Source organism: Gaoshiqia sediminis (assembly GCF_025907915.1).
GTDB lineage: Bacteria > Bacteroidota > Bacteroidia > Bacteroidales > Prolixibacteraceae > Gaoshiqia > Gaoshiqia sediminis.
In genome coordinates, this window is the sequence record NZ_JAPAAF010000001.1 from 19,674 (window position 1) to 38,047 (window position 18,374).

Annotated in this window: 11 protein-coding genes; 6 read left to right on the plus strand and 5 right to left on the minus strand. The window is 47.9% G+C overall.

The window, feature by feature from the left end; all coding sequences use genetic code 11:
- Positions 1–480: 480 nt before the first annotated feature.
- From N2K84_RS00095 to N2K84_RS00110, 4 genes are all read right to left on the minus strand, one after another.
- A complete protein-coding gene (locus N2K84_RS00095) occupies positions 481–1,713 on the minus strand; it encodes an ammonium transporter (protein ID WP_282589713.1) in 1,233 nt (410 codons plus the stop codon).
- 11 nt (positions 1,714–1,724) lie between these two features.
- A complete protein-coding gene (locus N2K84_RS00100; protein WP_282589714.1) occupies positions 1,725–2,081 on the minus strand; it encodes a P-II family nitrogen regulator in 357 nt (118 codons plus the stop codon).
- An 18-nt stretch (positions 2,082–2,099) separates the two neighbouring features.
- Entirely contained in the window at positions 2,100–2,756 is a 657-nt protein-coding gene (locus tag N2K84_RS00105) for a TorF family putative porin (protein WP_282589715.1), read from the minus strand.
- A gap of 572 nt (positions 2,757–3,328) precedes the next feature.
- Positions 3,329–4,957: an ArnT family glycosyltransferase gene (locus N2K84_RS00110; RefSeq protein WP_282589716.1), complete on the minus strand. Its 1,629-nt coding sequence runs from the start codon at positions 4,955–4,957 to the stop codon at positions 3,329–3,331.
- 261 nt (positions 4,958–5,218) lie between these two features.
- Between N2K84_RS00110 and argH the strand changes: the two genes are divergently transcribed.
- The 3 genes from argH to N2K84_RS00125 all read left to right on the plus strand — a co-directional run bounded on the left by argH (position 5,219) and on the right by N2K84_RS00125 (position 12,865).
- Positions 5,219–6,550, plus strand: a complete 1,332-nt coding sequence (gene argH, locus N2K84_RS00115) for an argininosuccinate lyase (protein WP_282589717.1) — start codon at positions 5,219–5,221, stop codon at positions 6,548–6,550.
- 319 nt (positions 6,551–6,869) lie between these two features.
- On the plus strand, positions 6,870–11,393 hold the full coding sequence (gltB, locus tag N2K84_RS00120) for a glutamate synthase large subunit (RefSeq protein WP_282589718.1): 4,524 nt from the start codon (positions 6,870–6,872) through the stop codon (positions 11,391–11,393).
- Positions 11,394–11,437: 44 nt separating this feature from the next.
- A complete protein-coding gene (locus N2K84_RS00125) occupies positions 11,438–12,865 on the plus strand; it encodes a glutamate synthase subunit beta (protein WP_282589719.1) in 1,428 nt (475 codons plus the stop codon).
- 187 nt (positions 12,866–13,052) lie between these two features.
- On the opposite strand, the gene N2K84_RS00130 is transcribed toward N2K84_RS00125, so the two are convergent.
- Positions 13,053–14,099 (minus strand): M20 family metallo-hydrolase, encoded by a 1,047-nt coding sequence (locus N2K84_RS00130; protein ID WP_282589720.1) that lies wholly within the window; start codon positions 14,097–14,099, stop codon positions 13,053–13,055.
- 310 nt (positions 14,100–14,409) lie between these two features.
- On the opposite strand from N2K84_RS00130, the gene speA reads away from it, so the two are divergent.
- From speA to N2K84_RS00145, 3 genes are all read left to right on the plus strand, one after another.
- On the plus strand, positions 14,410–16,302 hold the full coding sequence (gene speA, locus N2K84_RS00135) for a biosynthetic arginine decarboxylase (protein ID WP_282589721.1): 1,893 nt from the start codon (positions 14,410–14,412) through the stop codon (positions 16,300–16,302).
- A gap of 168 nt (positions 16,303–16,470) precedes the next feature.
- Positions 16,471–17,112, plus strand: a complete 642-nt coding sequence (locus N2K84_RS00140; RefSeq protein ID WP_282589722.1) for a hypothetical protein — start codon at positions 16,471–16,473, stop codon at positions 17,110–17,112.
- A gap of 96 nt (positions 17,113–17,208) precedes the next feature.
- The gene (locus N2K84_RS00145) at positions 17,209–18,210 is read left to right on the plus strand and encodes a hypothetical protein (protein WP_282589723.1); all 1,002 of its coding nucleotides are present in this window, start codon (positions 17,209–17,211) and stop codon (positions 18,208–18,210) included.
- Positions 18,211–18,374: the final 164 nt, after the last annotated feature.

An 18,374-nucleotide genomic window follows, 5' to 3' on the forward strand; every position in this document is an offset into this window, starting at 1 on the left:
CAGTCCAAAAGCTGACATGCTCTTTCTTTGGCTCCTGACAGTTTTAAAAATGCTGCTTCAAGAAGAAAGCAAAGACAACGTTGGGAGCCATAAATATAACAGATCAGTAATTCGTTTTCAGCTTATCTCCATGTTGATCGGAGCGAGTGCGTTGGCCGTCAAAACGCCCGGCAGAGGGTTCGTTTTGACAAGATTTTTGCTTCCTTTTCATCGAATGGAAAAGGAAGGGCCAGTCCGGCTTGAGGACAGGTCAATTTTATAGTAGCGGTAGGAATCGCTTTCTCGAAATCGCAGGTTGAAGGCTCCCGGGACGCCCGAAATTCAACACAAAAAAAGTGTATTTTCCAGGTAGTGAGCTTGTTTAAGAATCAGCAGGTAAAAAGTGACGAAAACAGGAAATGAGAGCCTTTTAGAGAAAAAAAGGGCCCGCCGATTGGCGGGCCCTCGAGAAAGCTACAGACTTAAAGGCTGAAGAAATTATTAATTGTAGGCACTTTCTCCGTGTTCATATACATCCAAACCTTCTTCTTCAATACGTCTGGATACTCTGAGTACTTTAGCTGCTTTGAGGATGCTAAACAGGATCAACCCTGCACCGAAAGCCCAAACAAAGAAGGTAAGTACGCCAATGGACTGAATTCCCAATGCTTTGGCGCCATGTCCGTAGAACAGGCCTTCAGAAGTTGAGAACAAGCCAACGGCCAGTGTTCCGAATGCGCCGCATACACCGTGAACCGATACAGCGCCAACGGGGTCGTCCACTTTCAGGATTTTATCAAAGAACTCAACCGCGAACGGAAGGATGAAACCAGCCAAGGTACCGATCAGTACGGCGCCAACGGGATCAACCACATCGCAACCGGCAGTGATGGCTACCAAACCAGCCAATGCGCCGTTAAGGGTCAGCGACAAGGCAGGACGTTTGTAGCGTATCCACGCAACCAGCATGGCGGTAACAGCACCGGCAGCAGCGGCCAGGTTAGTGGTTACGGCAATGTGCCCGAGGGCAACGGCGTTTTCAGTTCCGGCGGCAGCCAACTGCGAGCCCGGGTTGAAACCGAACCAGCCAAACCACAGGATAAATACACCCAGGGCGCCAAAAGTGAGGTTGTGACCGGGGATCGCTTTTGCTTTTCCTTTAGCATCGTATTTACCGATACGCGGACCAATCACAGCAGCTCCGGCCAAACCAATCCATCCGCCAACGGAGTGTACAATCGATGAACCGGCAAAGTCGTGGAAGCCCAGTTCGCTCAGCCAGCCACCTCCCCAGGTCCAGTGACCGGAAATTGGGTAGATCAACACCGTAATTACAATGGAGAAAATCAGGTAGGCCGAGAATTCGGTACGTTCGGCCACGGCTCCCGAAACGATAGTGGCAGCCGTTGCGGCAAACACGGTTTGGAAGAACAAGTCGGCGTAATCCGAATAGTTGTCACCAAATCCATCGCTCATAAAAAACAGGTCGGGGGTCCCGATAAATCCGCCGATCGAGTCGCCGTACATCAGGGTAAAACCAATAGCCCAGTAGAGTATCGAACCGATGGAGAAGTCCATCAAGTTTTTCATCAAAATGTTTGCGGTGTTTTTCGAGCGGGTGAAACCAGCTTCCACCATTGCAAACCCAGGTTGCATAAACATTACCAGAAAAGCAGCAATGAGCAACCACATATTGTCGAGGCCTATTTGCAGGCCATGTAAAGTTTCTTCCATGATCGTTTATTTTATTCTTCTTTACCTTTAATGTATAATGACTCGTCGCCAAACTCTCCGGTGCGAATCCGGTAGGATTCATCTATTTTGGAAATGAAAATCTTTCCGTCGCCGATTTCACCGGTCCGTGCTGCTTTCATGATGGCCAGCACCGTTTTTTCCACATTCTTCTCGCGAACAATGATGGACATCATGGTCCGTTCGATCGTACTGGTATCGTAAACCACACCACGGTAGGTGCGTTCTTGTCGTGTTTGTCCTACGCCTCGTACATCCCAAAAGGAGAAGAATTCGATTCCCACTTCGTGAAGTGCATCAACCACTTCGTCGAATTTGGTTTTTCTAATAATTGCTTCAATCTTTTTCATTTCAGTCTGTTTTAATGATTATAATGAGATAGCTACAACAATGTGGAACTGTTCGCTTGAGGGGTTCAGGATTGCAGTTCCGGAAACAGGAAGTGAGAATGAGTCGGTGATTTTAATTTCTTTGGAAGTGCCTATCCCAATGTTACACAGGTCGAAATCACCGTCCATTGTGTAGGCGCCGTCTCCTGCGCCAACAAACAGGTTAACAGCTCCGGCTGTTAATCCGGCTTCGAAATAAACGTCTTCAATGCCGCTGTCATCGCTTCCTTTCATGTATGCGGCAGTCAACGAGAAGTCACCCAATCCGAGGCTGACCATCGGTTCAAAGAAGTGAGAGTCGCCGTCGAAATATTCCGACCCGGGGAAGTAGTAGTCCGTCAGGGTGAGGGTCAGTGAACTAGATTCTCCCAAGTCGAAACCATAGCTGGCGTACAGGTCGGCTTCGGCAGCTTCGTCAATGGTCAATCCGTACGATCCCCAGGCGCCAATGGCAAAACCGCCTGTGCTGAACTCAACTGAAGGCTGCATGGCCGGTCCGGTTCCGAATTTTGTACCGCGCCATACATAGCTGCTGACGAAATCAACTCCTGTGCTCCATGAGCTTTCTTGTGCTTGAACGTTTAAAGCAAAAATAGTTGCCAGTCCAAAAACTAAAAGTTTAAATGCTTTTTTCATGATTAAAAAATTTAAGGGTTAAACTGAACTTTTTGTAATTAATTCTTTTTGTGTTTTGCTTTAACGTGTGTGATCTTTTAAAAATGCTCTTTTTTTAAATGACCCCCCTTTGTTTTTGATCTCCGGTTCAAAAGTAGAGATATTTTGAAAGAATGATCTCGAAAAATAGGGGGCATGTATTCAATTAATGCAAAATTAACATTCAAAACCCCTGAAAATACAGGTGGTTTGATCTGAAAAATATCAAAATATCAGCTAGTGGTAGTTGAAATAGGGGGGTGTCTCTGAGAAAATATGTTTTTTGATGGTTGATTTATGGCCGCAATCTATCAAAGTGTCAAAAAATGCTAAAAATGAAATATAAAAAAGTAAAAAGACAGAATAGAGTTGCAAAAAGAATAAAACGATAGAATAGGGACTTTTCAGGTTTCAAAAAGACATTATTTGATTTGGTGGTATTATATCAGGCTGGCTGTTTGTTGTTTTTGATAAAGTATTTTTTTGGAAGAGGAAGTATGAAATTAGCAGCCTTCTGAAAAATAAGATGAAAATTGGGTGCTTTTGGGGGAAATTCAGTTGGTTCGTACCAGGTACATGGTATCTAATGAGCTCTCACGAAGCTGGGGGATAATAAACTTGATCCCGGTCCGGTTCATGTTTTTATTTTTCAGGGGTATGATGTTTTTGGCAGCGATCCCGGTTTGTCGGATGCTGTCGAGCCCGGCAGGGGTGGTGTAAATCCAGGATCCCGGACGTTGGAGTGTTTCCAGTAGTTGCGATTTGTCTTTTATTTGTGTGGCGTTAGCTTTCCCGTAGAAAAACAATTCATACTGGTCGTATAGATAATTGTATAGTTGTTCATCGGGACCTGCCTGTTCGTTAAAAAGCCTGGCTGTTTCTACCGACGATTGAAAACTGAAGGTGTATGGAAAAACCTGCCGGTTGAGGTAGAGATTGGTCAACGCTATTAATAAAACAGAAGGGAGCAATAGTTTCTCGGTTACGAATCCTTTTTGCAGGTATATAAACAAACATGCAGTGCCCACCGCCAGTAGCAGCACCCAGTAAAACGGGTTTCCGGAAGGAAACAGGTAAATAATCAGGGCTAACAGAAAAAACGCTATCAGTCCGAAAGAGATGCCCTGAAAAAGTTGTATGGTTTTTAGTTCTTTGCTTTCGGGTTTGTTTAAAAAATGAACCGTCCATTTGGCGGTCAATACCGATAGCATCGGTACCAAAATGAAAATATAATTGGGCGCTTTCCCCCGTGCCAGCGAGATAATAATGAAATAGACCCAGATGCCCCCGAGAAGGAAGTGTTCTTGCTGTTTGAGGGGATTGCTAACGATTGCTTTAAATTCGAAGAAGATGCTGGCAAAAAGCAGTAATGACCAGGGAGCGTATAAATAAAGGAGGTTGTGTATATAAAAAAGATGGTCTGTGTTGTTGCCGACATACTCTCCTGAGATGCGTCCCACGTTGTTGGTCCAAAAGAAAAACCGGAGGCCTTCTGGTCCAAACTGATTTTGCAAGCCGATGAAAGCGGGCGAAGCAACGAGCAGGGAAATGGTGATCCCCGCCAGCCATTTGGGGTGAAAAAGTTGCTTGAAGTCGCCTTTCAGCAACAGGTGTGCTCCCAGGGCGAAGGCAGGCACAGCGCCACCAATCGGGCCTTTGCTCATCATGGCCAGGCCAATGCCTGTAAAAGCCAGGATGAAATTCAGGGCCTTTCGTCGCTTCAGATATTCTGAAAGCTGCCAAATGGCCAATGCTACATTCGCTTGCAGCAGCAGATCAGTATGGATGTCCATACAATATAAAAAGTAGAACTGCGAAAAGAACAGCATGCTGGCTGCTAGTTGTCCGGTACGCTTGTTATACAGGCTTTGTCCGAGTTTGTAGGTGAAGAAAATGCCCAGGAAGCCATACAGCACCGGGAATATTTTGAAGCTGGGATTATTAAGTCCGCCAATCTTGAAGCCCAGCGCTGCGAGCCAAAAAAGCAAAGGAGGTTTCTGGTCGTAGGCATCGCCATGTATTTTCAGGTTGATGTAGTCGCCACTTTCTGTGATATGCCGGGCAATGGCGGCATATTTACCGGCATCGCCCGTCAGGTCGATAAACAATCCGAAGTAATAAGCTGCCAGTGCCAGCAGAAGGGCAAATATCGCGATGAAGGAAAGTTTGTTTCGTTCGAACATGAGGAATGGCTTTTTGGCTTAATCTTTTCAATCAGTTTCGGGCAAAATTGGTCAAAATTTGAGGAAGGCTGAAGGCAGGTCTTTTATTGTAACAGAAAATAAACCGATTTGCAATAATTCGGGGCGGACATTGTTTTCGCCGAGTGCTTGTTTCTTTGTAATAAACCTTGTCATCTATTCCATTTGAATCCTTGCATTCCGGGTGGCTTGAGTTAGATTTTTAGGCAGATTCTAAGTATATTTGGCCAAAATTCTTTCAAAATGAAACTTTGGGACAAGGGCTATTCCGTTAATAAACTTATTGAAGACTTTACCGTGGGCAAAGATCGCGAGCTGGATCTTTACCTGGCCAAATATGATGTGCTGGGTTCTATGGCCCACGCTACCATGTTGCAATCGATTGGTTTGCTGGAAAAGGATGAACTTGATAAATTGCTTGCTGAATTGAAGGTGATTTTTCAGTTGGCGGAGCAGGGTAGTTTTGTGATTGAGGACGGCATTGAAGATGTCCACTCCCAAGTCGAAACCATGCTTACCCGTAAGTTGGGCGATGTGGGAAAGAAAATTCACAGCGGCCGTTCGCGGAACGACCAGGTTTTGCTCGACCTGAAATTGTTTGCCCGTAACGAAATCCGCGAGATTGTGGAGTTGGGAAGCAAGCTGTTTGATGTGCTGATTGCTCAGTCCGAAAAATATAAGGATTTTTTAATGCCCGGCTACACGCATTTGCAGGTGGCCATGCCTTCGTCGTTTGGCCTTTGGTTTAGCGCTTATGCTGAAAGTCTTGCCGACGATTACCTGCTGATGCAGGCAGCTTACCGCATTGTTAACCAAAATCCGTTGGGTTCGGCGGCTGGTTACGGCTCGTCTTTTCCCCTTAACCGGCAGATGACAACCGAACTGCTCGGCTTTGAACAAATGAACTACAATGTAATTTATGCGCAGATGGGGCGCGGTAAGATGGAGAAGTCTGTGGCTTTTGCCTTGTCGTCGGTAGCGGCAACTCTCTCGAAACTGGCTTACGACGTATGCTTGTTTATGAGCCAGAATTTTGGCTTTGTGTCCCTGCCCGATGAATTGACGACCGGCTCCAGCATAATGCCGCATAAGAAAAATCCCGATGTTTTTGAGCTGATGCGCTCACACTGCAATAAATTGCAGGCTATGCCAACTCAGATTACGATGATGGTCAATAATCTGCCCAGTGGTTATTTTCGCGACCTGCAAATTGTGAAAGAAGTTTTTCTGCCTGCATTTCAGGATCTGAAGAACTGTCTGGAAATAGCCATTTTTGCTCTTTCGGAAATTACTGTCAAAGCCGGTTTGCTGGACGACGACCGTTATAAATACGTATATAGCGTGGAGGATGTGAATCGTCTGGTGATGCAGGGTGTGCCTTTCCGGGATGCTTACAAGCAGGTGGGCATGAGTATTCAGTCGGGCAATTACCAGCCCGACCGTCGGATTGAGCATACGCATGCCGGAAGTCTTGGAAATTTGTGCTTGCCTGAAATAAGCGCAAAAATGGCTTCGGTGATTGCCTGTTTTGATTTCAGACGAACAGACGAGGCATTGAGTAAATTGCTGAAATAGCGGCTTTTCTGTTAATAAAACGTTATCTTTGAAAGTTTGCTTTTTGGGGTAAAAAGTTCGCAGAAAAGTGTAAGTGCTTTGATTTCATTTGTTTGCAAAAAAGTATCCAAAAGGGAAAGTTTGAAATCATGTTGTCGAGCATCCTTTTTTGATGAAGAAATTGGGTAATATTCGATTTTTGGCTATTTTTGCTTTCACTTCGTAAGATTTTTGCGGGTTTTGCTTATAAATTTTAATCATCAATGATGAATTGGTGATGGATGTGGTGTCCTTGTTGGTCAGAACGGGACTTAGGTGAATAAAATATAAAAATGTATAGATGATGCAATTTAGATTTCCAAAAGCGCAGGGGATGTACGACTCTGCCAATGAGCATGACAATTGTGGGATTGGCTTCGTGGCTCATATCAAGGGGCAAGCGTCTCACGACATTGTCCAACGCGGGCTAAAAGTGCTCGAAAACCTCGATCACCGCGGTGCTACCAGTGCTGATAATGCAACCGGCGACGGAGCCGGAATCCTCATGCAAATTCCGCATGAATATTTTAAAACGGTCGCTAAAATAGACCTGCCCGATGCCGGAAAGTACGGTACAGGGTTGATATTTTTGCCTCGTCATGCTGCTGAAGCTGACATTTGCCTGGATATTCTGACCAAACATATCAAGGAAGAAGGTCTCGAACTGATTGCTTTCCGCGATGTTCCTGTTGACGGTTCTGCCCCCGGCGAAATCGCTAAGCGCACCGAGCCCGTCATTAAGCAGGTTTTTGTTAAGGCCGATCTGGAACCGGAAGCCTTGGAGCGTAAACTGTACATTGTCCGCAAGCTAACGGAACATGCTATTGTAAAATCAGGTTTGGAGCACAAAGAAGCTTTCTATCAACCTAGCTTCTCTTCCCGAACCATTGTATATAAAGGAATGCTTACGCCTGCGCAGCTGGGTGAGTATTTCAAAGATCTGCAACACGAAAAATGTAAGTCAGCGATTGCCTTGGTACACTCGCGTTTCAGTACCAATACTTTCCCAACCTGGGACTTGGCGCAACCTTTCCGCTTTCTGGCTCACAACGGCGAGATCAACACCGTGAAAGGGAACCGCAAATGGATGCAGGCCCGCGAGGCCCTTCTGAAATCAGAAGTTTTTGGCGAAGATCTGAAAAAATTGTTGCCGGTAATTGAAGATGGAAAATCCGACTCGGCTTCGTTTGATAACGTGCTGGAATTCCTGCACCTGACCGGACGTTCGATGCACCATGCCCTGTGTATGATGATCCCCGAATCGTTCAACGAGAAAAACCCGATTCCGGAAAGCCTGAAAGCCTTCTACGAATACCATTCAACGATTATGGAACCGTGGGATGGTCCGGCTTCGATGGTATTTTCGGATGGCCGCTACATTGGCGGTACGCTCGACCGGAACGGCCTGCGCCCTTCCCGCTACGTTATCACCAAAAACGACCTGGTGATCATGGGCTCCGAAGTGGGCGTTCAACAATTTGCTCCCGAAGAAATTAAAGAAAAAGGACGTTTGCGCCCGGGTAAAATCATGCTCATTGATACCAAATTGGGTATCATTATTCCCGACGATGAGGTGAAAGCCGAATTGAGCAAACGCAATCCATACGAAATGTGGTTGAAAGAAAACCGCATGCGCATGAAAGATATTAAAGTGAAAAAGCGGGTACCCTCGGAAGTGGAAGAATTTGAAACACTTTCCAAAGTGTTCAGCTATTCCAAGGAAGATATGTACGAGATCATTCAGGGAATGGCGGCAACGGCAGCCGAACCAACCAGCTCGATGGGGAACGATACCCCGCTGGCTGTGTTCTCGCACCAACCGCAACGCTTTTTTAACTATTTCAAACAAATGTTTGCCCAGGTAACCAATCCGGCCATCGACCCCATTCGTGAAGGATTGGTAATGTCGCTGACCAACTATATCGGTTCCCTGCATTCAAACATCCTGACTGAAAGTCCCGAGCACTGCAAGCTGATTAAGTTTGACAGTCCGCTGATTACCAATACCGACCTGGGGAAAATTAAGGACCTGAAAGATGAAATGTTCAGCCATCAAACCATTCCGATGGTTTTCCCGGTGAAAGAGGGAGAGGCTGGCTTCATCAAAGCGTTTGAGGCCATGCTCGAAATGGCCGAAAAAGCGGTGGATGAACAAAAGAATTTCATCATCCTGTCCGACCGGGGCGTGGATGCCGAAACAGCACCGTTCCCATCCCTGCTGGCGGTGTCGGCTGTTCACCATCATCTGATTGAGAAAAAGAAACGCATGCAGGTGGGAATCATTGTGGAAACGGCCGAAGCCCGCGAGGTGAACCATTTTGCCTTGTTGCTTGGTTACGGCGCCAGCGTGATCAACCCCTATATGGCTTTTGCCGCTGTCGATTACCTGGTGAAAGAAGGTAAAATTGAGCTGGAGTACAAAGAAGCGCGCAAAAACTACATCAAGGCGGTTGACAAAGGCTTGCTGAAAATCATGTCGAAAATGGGTATCTCCACGCTGCGTTCCTACCACGGGGCTCAGATGTTCGAAGCCATGGGCGTTAGCCGCGACTTGATTGCCAAATATTTCACCGGCACCACCTCGCGACTGAGTGGTATTGGTTTGAGTGAGATTGCCGAAGAATACAAGCGCCTGCACGAGGCAGCCTATAAAACAGTAGCTACTCCTGAATTTTTCCGTTTTGAAAACTCGGGTACTTATGCCTGGAGGAAATATGGCGAACATCACGCCTGGAACCCCGAGGCAATCGGTCTGTTGCAGTGGGCTACCCGCACAAACGATTACAATAAATACAAAGAATACAGTAACCTGGTTCAGCAAGATAACCGCAAACCCGGCTTTATCCGGGGTTGTTTCAGGTTCAAAAAGAACCCGATCCCGCTGGATCAGGTAGAACCGGTTGATAATATCATGAAGCGCTTCGTGACCGGCGCCATGTCGTATGGCTCCATCAGTAAAGAAGCACATGAAACGCTGGCGATGGCCATGAATACGATTGGCGGACGCAGCAATACCGGAGAGGGTGGTGAAGACCCCGAACGTTTCGGAACGCTGAAACAAAGCGCGATCAAACAAATTGCCTCAGGTCGTTTTGGGGTAACCAACAACTACCTGACCAATGCCCACGAACTTCAGATTAAGGTTTGTCAGGGTGCAAAACCCGGTGAGGGAGGACAGTTGCCAGGTTTCAAAGTCAATAAAATTATTGCAAAAACCCGTAACTCCACACCAGGTATTACACTGATTTCACCTCCGCCGCACCACGATATTTACTCGATTGAAGACTTGGCGCAGTTGATTTACGACCTGAAAGTAACGAATCCCAAAGCCAAAGTTTCAGTGAAACTGGTTGCTGAAGCAGGTGTAGGTACCGTTGCTGCCGGTGTGGCCAAAGCCTATTCCGACCTGATTATCATTTCGGGCGGTGAAGGCGGAACCGGTGCGAGCCCGGCAAGCTCCATCAAACACGCCGGTTTGCCGGTTGAAATGGGGATTGCTGAAACCCAGCAAACCTTGGTGATGAACAACCTGCGCGGTCGTGTAAAATTACAGGTGGACGGTCAGCTGAAAAATGGTCGCGACGTAGTTACCCTGGCTTGTATGGGTGGCGAAGAGTTTGGTTTCTCTACATCTGCCCTGATCGTGATGGGATGTATCATGATGAGGAAATGTCACCTGAATACCTGCCCGGCCGGTATAGCCACTCAGGATGAAAACCTGAGGAAGCGTTTCATCGGGAAAACCGAATTTGTTATCAACTTCTTCCGTTTTATTGCCGAAGAAGTCCGGGAGTGTATGGCCGAAATGGGTATCAGCAAATTTGACGATTTGGTAGGCCGCACTGACCTGCTCGAAGTTGACCCGGAAGTGGGCAACTGGAAAATGAAAAATATCGACTTCTCGCAAATCCTGTATTTGCCGAAAGAAGCTAAAGAATACGATATCTATAACACGTATCCAAACCTGAAATCGATTGAGGACCATCTGGATCATAAGTTAATCCTGGATGCCGGCAAAGCGATCAAAGGCAAGGAGAAGGTTTGGATTTCTCATCCGATCATTAATACCGACCGTACGATTGGAGCCATGTTGTCGGGCGAGATTTCAAAACGCTACGGCGAAGAAGCCCTGCCGGAGGACACCATCAACTGCACTTTTAAAGGCACTGCGGGACAAAGTTTTGGCGCCTTCATGGTGAAGGGGATTACGTTCCGCCTGGAAGGAGATGCCAATGACTATATCGGGAAAGGTTTATCGGGCGGTAAAATCATCGTGGTCCCGCCAGTCGGTTCAACGTTCAAACCCGAAGAGAACATCATTATTGGAAATACCACTTTCTATGGTGCTACCAATGGCGAAGGATATATCCGCGGGGTAGCCGGCGAGCGTTTCTGTGTGCGTAACTCGGGTGCCAAAACGGTAGTTGAAGGCACCGGCGACCACTGTTGCGAGTACATGACCGGCGGACGCGTTGTGGTGCTCGGAAAAACAGGCCGTAACTTTGCTGCCGGTATGAGTGGCGGTATTGCTTATGTGCTCGATGTTGACGGCAATTTCGACTACTATTGTAACAAAGGGCTGGTTGAGCTTTCTCCGGTTGAGGATAAGGCGGATGTGGACGAGTTGCAGAAAATGATCAGTAAACACTTGCTATATACGCAAAGTTCTTTGGCGGCAACCATTCTGACAAACTGGGAAGAATACCTGCCGAAATTCGTGAAAGTCATTCCGTTCGAATACAAAAAAGTATTGGAGGAAATAAAACTTCGGGAGATTGAGCGTAAACTTCAGTTGACTGAAGACGACCCAAGACGACACGAATAGTACCAAAAAACCAGTTGAAACAATAGAAAAAGATTTAGAAGATTATGGCAGATCCAAGAGGTTTTATGAAAGTAGTCCGCAAGGAAAGCGGCTACCGGCCTTTAAATGAAAGAATATATGATTACGGGGAAGTAGAACAGACCCTGAACGAGGACGACAGAAGATTGCAGGCTTCACGTTGCATGGATTGCGGTGTGCCATTCTGCCACTGGGGGTGCCCGGTGGGGAGCAAAATCCCCGAATGGCAGGATGCGCTTTTCCACAAAGAAGACCGCGAAGCATACGAAATCCTTCACTCAACCAACAGCTTTCCCGAGTTTACCGGGCGTGTGTGTCCCGCACCCTGCGAAAAAGCTTGCGTGCTGAACATCCACAATGAGCCGGTGACCATTCGTGAAAACGAATGTGCCACTGTGGAACGGGCATTCGAGAACGGTTACATCCTGCCCAACCCGCCCAAAGTGCGCACCGGCAAAAAAGTGGCTGTTATCGGTTCCGGTCCTGCCGGACTGTCGGCTGCCGACCTGCTGAACCGTGCAGGACATACCGTTACTGTTTTCGAAAAAAACGATGCCATTGGCGGCTTGTTACGCTACGGTATTCCCGATTTCAAATTGAATAAGGGAGTGATCGACCGTCGTTTGGCCATCTTCGAAGCCGAAGGGATGATCCTGAAAACCAACGTGAATGTTGGAGTGGATGTAACCCGGGAGGAATTGATGGCAGAATACGATGCGATCGTACTGGCGATGGGGGCGGAACAACCCCGCGACCTCGGCGTGGAAGGCCGCGAACTGAAAGGCGTTTACTTTGCCATGGATTTTCTAACCCAGCAAAATAAGGTGGTAGCTGGCCAGAAAATTGCCGACGATGCACGCTTGCTGGCCGAAGGAAAACATGTGTTGGTGATTGGTGGTGGAGATACCGGTTCCGACTGTGTGGGAACATCCATCCGCCAGAAAGCTGCCAGCGTGACGCAAATCGAGATTATGCCCAAGCCGCCGGTTGAGCGCGAAGATAATAATCCGTGGCCGTACTGGCCCAACACGCTGCGTACTTCCAGCTCACACCTGGAAGGTTGCGAACGTCGTTGGGCGCTGACAACCAAACGCCTGATTGGTGAAAACGGAGTGGTAAAACAAGCCGAAATCGCCCAGGTGAAATGGGAAAAAGATGAGAAAGGCCGCTGGATTATGGAAGAAATTCCAGGTACAGAGGAAATTATCAAAGCTGACCTGGTGCTGCTGTCGATGGGTTTCACCCAGCCGGTACATGTTGGATTATTGGATGAGCTGGGTGTGGAATACGATGCCCGTGGCAATGTGAAGGTGAACCAGAAAAAACAATGCTCGGTGGATAAAGTTTTTGCTGCCGGCGATGTGGAACGGGGAGCCAGTCTGGTGGTACATGCCATTGAAGCAGGCAAGGTTGCCGCCGCTCATGTCCACAGTTTCCTGAATGTGAACAAATAGTTTTTTAGCATAACAAATTGATTTCTAAAAGTCCCGCTTCGGTGGGACTTTTTTTCGTCTATTAACGAAATGAAAACTGGTATCAGTCAAACCGGCCTCAGCGTAACATCATGCTGAACTTGTTTCAGCATCTGTGCAGGAAATAGACACTGATCCGGCAGTTGCCGGAAGGGTGGCCGAAGCAATACTAGAGTTCCAGCCCCTCCAGCAAGTTCAGATATATCTGAAATCCCTGTTCTATTTCCGAAAGCAGGATATACTCGTCAGCAGTATGCGAACGGGCGCTGTCGCCTGGCCCTATTTTGATGGAAGGGAAAGGCATCACTGCCTGGTCGGAGGTGGTTGGAGATCCGTAATACGAAAGGCCCAGTTCAAGCCCCCGTTTCACGATGGGATGGCTCACCGGAATCCCCGAGGAGTTGAGTTTAAACGAGCGGGCTTTCACTTCCGAATTCAGTAACTGGCTGATGATTTCAAAAGCCTGTTGATTGGAATAGTGTTCGTTGGTGCGTACATCCACCACAAAGGTGCAGGTGTCGGGCACTACGTTGTGCTGGTAACCGGCATTGATCTGGGTGACCGAAAGTTTTACGGCCCCAAGCACTTCCGATACGTTTTCAAATTGGTAATCACGTATGCGCTGAATGTCGTCAATAGCCTTGTAGAGCGCATTTTCGCCTTCGTTGCGGGCGGCATGGCCTGCCTTGCCATGCGCGGTGCAATCCAGCACCATCAGTCCTTTTTCGGCGATGGCCATTTGCATTTGGGTAGGTTCGCCCACCAGGGCCAGGTCAACCGGGCCAAATTCGCCGATTAAACTTTCCATGCCGTTGGCGCCCGAAATTTCTTCTTCGGCCGATGCGGCATAAATCAGGTTGAAGGGTAAATCAACCTGTTCATTCAGCCGGATAAAAACGGCCATCAGCGTAACCAGCGAAGCCCCGGCATCGTTGCTGCCCAGGCCGGTCAGCTTATCGCCTTCCAATTCGGCCCCAAACGGATCTTTTGTCCAGTTGTTCGCAGGCTTTACCGTGTCGATGTGCGAATTCAGCAATACGACAGGCTTGCCCTCTTGCCAGTATGCATTTTTTGCCCAGGTGTTGTTGTTCTTCACCATAAACGGAATTCCTTTTGCGCTCAGGAGGTTGCGGACCAGTGCGGCAACCGCGTCTTCTTCGCGGCTGATCGAAGGCGTTTGGATCATTTGCCGCAGCAGTTGTATATATTCTTTCATGGTTTCGTATTCGTGTAACAAATGTAGTAATGTTTGCCAAAGAAACAGTTTTCACCGACATCCCGGAAATTTCACCCCATTAAATCCTTGTTACAAAAAATCAGACGGGGTCTTATTCGTTTCGTGGTGGAAAAAAGCAGTCGGGAAACTATTAATTTTCCTCTTTCGTTTGGGATAAAGTCGTAAATTGTTGAAATTTGATTTTGCTAAAATTCAATTCGTTAAAAGAAGGGTGGCATTTGTAAAAAAACTATATTTGGCGTTCCAAAAAAATCAACCCTGTTTTAAATCAGATTATTGTTATTGAAGAATGAGAAAATGGCGCATTGAGGACACTGAAGAGCTCTACAACATTAACGGTTGGGGCATCAACTATTTTTCGATCAGCGACAAGGGAAATGTGGTGGTGACACCGCAAAAAGGAGGTCCCGAGATTGATCTGAAAGAGTTGATTGATGAGTTGCAGCTACGCGACGTGGCGCTGCCCATGCTGGTACGCTTCCCGGACATCTTGAACAGCCGGATCGAGAAGATGACCAACTGCTTTAAAATTGCAGCCAACGAGTATGACTATCAAGGGAAGAACTTCATCATTTACCCGATAAAGGTAAACCAGATGCGCCCGGTGGTCGAAGAGATTGTCAGTCATGGCCAGAAGTTTAACATCGGCCTCGAAGCCGGTTCCAAACCCGAACTTCATGCCGTAATTGCCATCAACACCGATAACGATTCGCTGATTATCTGCAACGGCTATAAAGATGAAGACTATATTGAGCTGGCCTTGCTGGCCCAAAAAATGGGACGCCGCATTTTTGTGGTGGTCGAAAAACTAAACGAACTGAAATTGATTGCCCGGGTAGCCAAGCGGCTGAAAATTAAGCCCAACCTGGGGATCCGCATCAAGCTGGCCAGCAGCGGCAGCGGCAAATGGGAAAACTCAGGGGGCGATGTCAGCAAATTTGGCCTTACCTCCAGTGAGGTGCTTGAAGCGCTGGATTACCTGGACAAGAATAACCTGAGGGACTGCCTGAAATTGGTCCACTTCCATATCGGTAGCCAGGTGAATAAAATACGCCGGATTAAAATTGCCCTGCGCGAAGCCGCCCAGTTTTATGTGCAGCTGTGCAAGCTGGGCTTTAAGCTCGATTTTGTGGACATCGGCGGCGGTTTGGGTGTCGATTACGATGGTACCCGCTCGGCCAACCGCGAGAGCAGCGTGAACTACAGCATTCAGGAATATGTGAACGATGCCGTATCGACCATGGTAGATGCGAGCGATAAAAACGGCATTCCCCACCCAAACATCATTACCGAATCGGGACGGTCGCTGACGGCCCATCACTCGGTGCTGATTTTCGAAGTGCTGGAATCAACATCGCTGCCCAGTTGGGATGACGATGTGGAGGTGAGCGAGAATGACCACGAGCTGGTGCAGGAACTTTATAACCTGTGGGAAATGCTGAATGCTACCCGCATGCTCGAAGCCTGGCACGATGCCCAGCAAATACGCGAGGAAGCGCTGGACCGTTTTAGCTTTGGACTGATCGACCTGAAAACCCGTGCGCAGATCGAACGTCTGTTTTGGTCAATCGCCCGCGAAATCCATCGGATGACCAGCAAAATGCGTCATGTTCCCGAGGAATTGATGTCGATGTCGAAATTGCTGTCGGATAAATATTTCTGCAACTTCTCGCTGTTCCAGTCCCTGCCCGATTCCTGGGCCATCGACCAGATTTTCCCGATCATGCCCATTCACCGGTTGGACGAAAAACCCGATCGTTCGGCCACCTTGCAGGACATTACCTGTGACTCGGACGGAAAGATCGATAACTTCATCTCTACCCGGAATATTTCGTACGACCTGCCCGTGCACTCGTTGAAGGCGCGCGAACCGTATTACATCGGCGTGTTCCTGGTGGGCGCTTACCAGGAAATCCTGGGCGACCTGCACAACCTGTTTGGCGATACCAACGCGGTACACGTATCGGTTAACGGCGACACCTACAGCATCGACCAAGTGATTGACGGGGAAACTGTGGCCGAGGTGCTCGACTACGTGCAGTACAACCCCAAAAAGATGGTGCGCATGGTAGAAACCTGGGTAACCACCTCCGTAAAGGCCGGAAAAATTACCGCCGAAGAAGGCAAGGAATTCCTGTCGAACTACCGCTCGGGCCTGTACGGTTATACCTATCTGGAATAAGAAAATCATACCATACATGTACTGAAAGCCTTCCGTTTGGAGGGCTTTTTTCGTTTTGATATGCTCATCAACATCTTTTCAGTAAACAATAATTTTTGTTATTTTATGCTGCTTTAGACGGTGGAAATGAAAATGCGTTCAGTATTAATCATTTAAAAAGTAACAGGAATGAATCAAGAACAGAACAAGCACATGCGTATGTACCTGGCTACGCAAACGGTGCTTGACAATCACACCCAACGCTGGAACACGATTCCGGTGATGGTGACCGTCAAAAACGAGCTGGATGAACTGATTCAGCGTATTGAAGCGAAAAATGAAGAAACCAATGCGGCCAGCCTTGGCACCACCGCGCAGAAAGAAACCATGCGCCGGGGTTTGGCCGAAAAAGCGGTGAGTATCTCCGGCATTTTGCAGGCTTACGCCGCTTTTAACGACGACGAGGTCCTGGCCAGTCAGGTAAAACTGGTCAAGTCGGACTTGTTAACCTGCCGCGAAACCGACGTGGAAGGGGCCGTGAAGCCGGTTTTAACCATCGCCCGGAACCTGCTGCCCGAGCTGGCCGATTTTATGCTTACCGAAGCGATGGTGGTGGAAACCGAAACCAGCCTCGACAGCTTTAAAACCCTGATTGGGCAGCCGCGAACCATCCGCAACCAGGCCTTTGCAGCCATGAGCATGCTTGAAGAGTTGCTGGCGCAGGTGGACCAGTTGCTAAAGCGAAAGATGGATAAGCTGATGATCCGCTTCGAATATGCCGATCAACCCTTTTTCTGGGAATATACCCGCGCCCGGGTGATTGTTGATTGAACCCGGGAAAAGAAGTTTGCTTGGATTGAGACAAAACCGGCGACCGGGGAAACCTGGTTGCCGGTTGTCTTGAACAGGCTGCCCATAAGCCAGAGGATGGCGCCTGCTAGCCAGACGAACCCGCCAAGTGCCCGGACGATGACGCTTAGTTGCCAGACGAACTCAGCTACCGGCCAGACGAACCCGCTGAGCAGCCAGAAGCACTCGCCGGGTAGCCAGACGAACTCACTGCCTGACACGGAGTCAGTCCGGAGGCGCCAGACGAACTCGCCGACCCTCCAGATCAATGCTTCCACTGATCGGATGACTCTAAGTCATCCGATCAGTACAGCAACAGGCTGCCACTCAGCAGATGATTCTAAGTCATCCGATCAGTACAGCAAGACCTTTAACACTCAAACCTCAAACACCACACCCATGCAATTTGAAACGGGGCATTTATACCACATCTTTAACCGGGGAAACAATTCGCAGAAGATTTTCTTCAACCGGGATAATTATTTGTTTTTTCTGACGAAAGTTAAAACGCACATCGTGCCTCATGCCGATATTTTAGCTTGGTGTCTCATGCCCAATCATTTTCATTTGATGGTGCATGTCAACCAGGTTGAAATAGATCTGGTTGATACTGATCGGATGACTTTAAGTCATCCGATCAGTAAAGATGCAGCAGGCGTTGCCATTGATCCGATGACTGCGAGTCATCGGATCAATAAACGGCGTTCGTTGAACAACTCAATCGCCATTATCTTAAGGTCATACACACGTGCAATCCAAAAGCAAGAGAAAACGCATGGCTCATTGTTTCAGGCAAAGACCAAAGCCCTCTGCCTCACCAAAATCGATGGTATTTCACCTGCCTGGTTTCAATCCAAATATGGAGCAATAATTCATGTTGACCATCCAGAGAAGGCCTACCCTCAGGTGTGTTTTGATTATATCCATGCCAATCCGGTCAAAGATGGACTGGTCAAAGAAATAACGGATTGGGAATTTTCATCGGCATTGGATTATGCGGGAGACAGAAGCGGAAAGTTAATTCGCAAAGAAACTGCTACAGAATTTGGCTTGAATTTTAATGCTGCAGGCTGCCACTGATCGGATGACTCCAAGTCATCCGATCAGTGGCAGCAACAAAAGCATTTGGTTGCAGGCTGCTGCTCAGCGGGTGACTTCAAGTCACCCGCTGAGTAAAGGTGCCAGACGATAGTCCGGGGGCGCCGGATGAACTCCTTCAGTGGCGCAGGACTGTGACCGTGCCT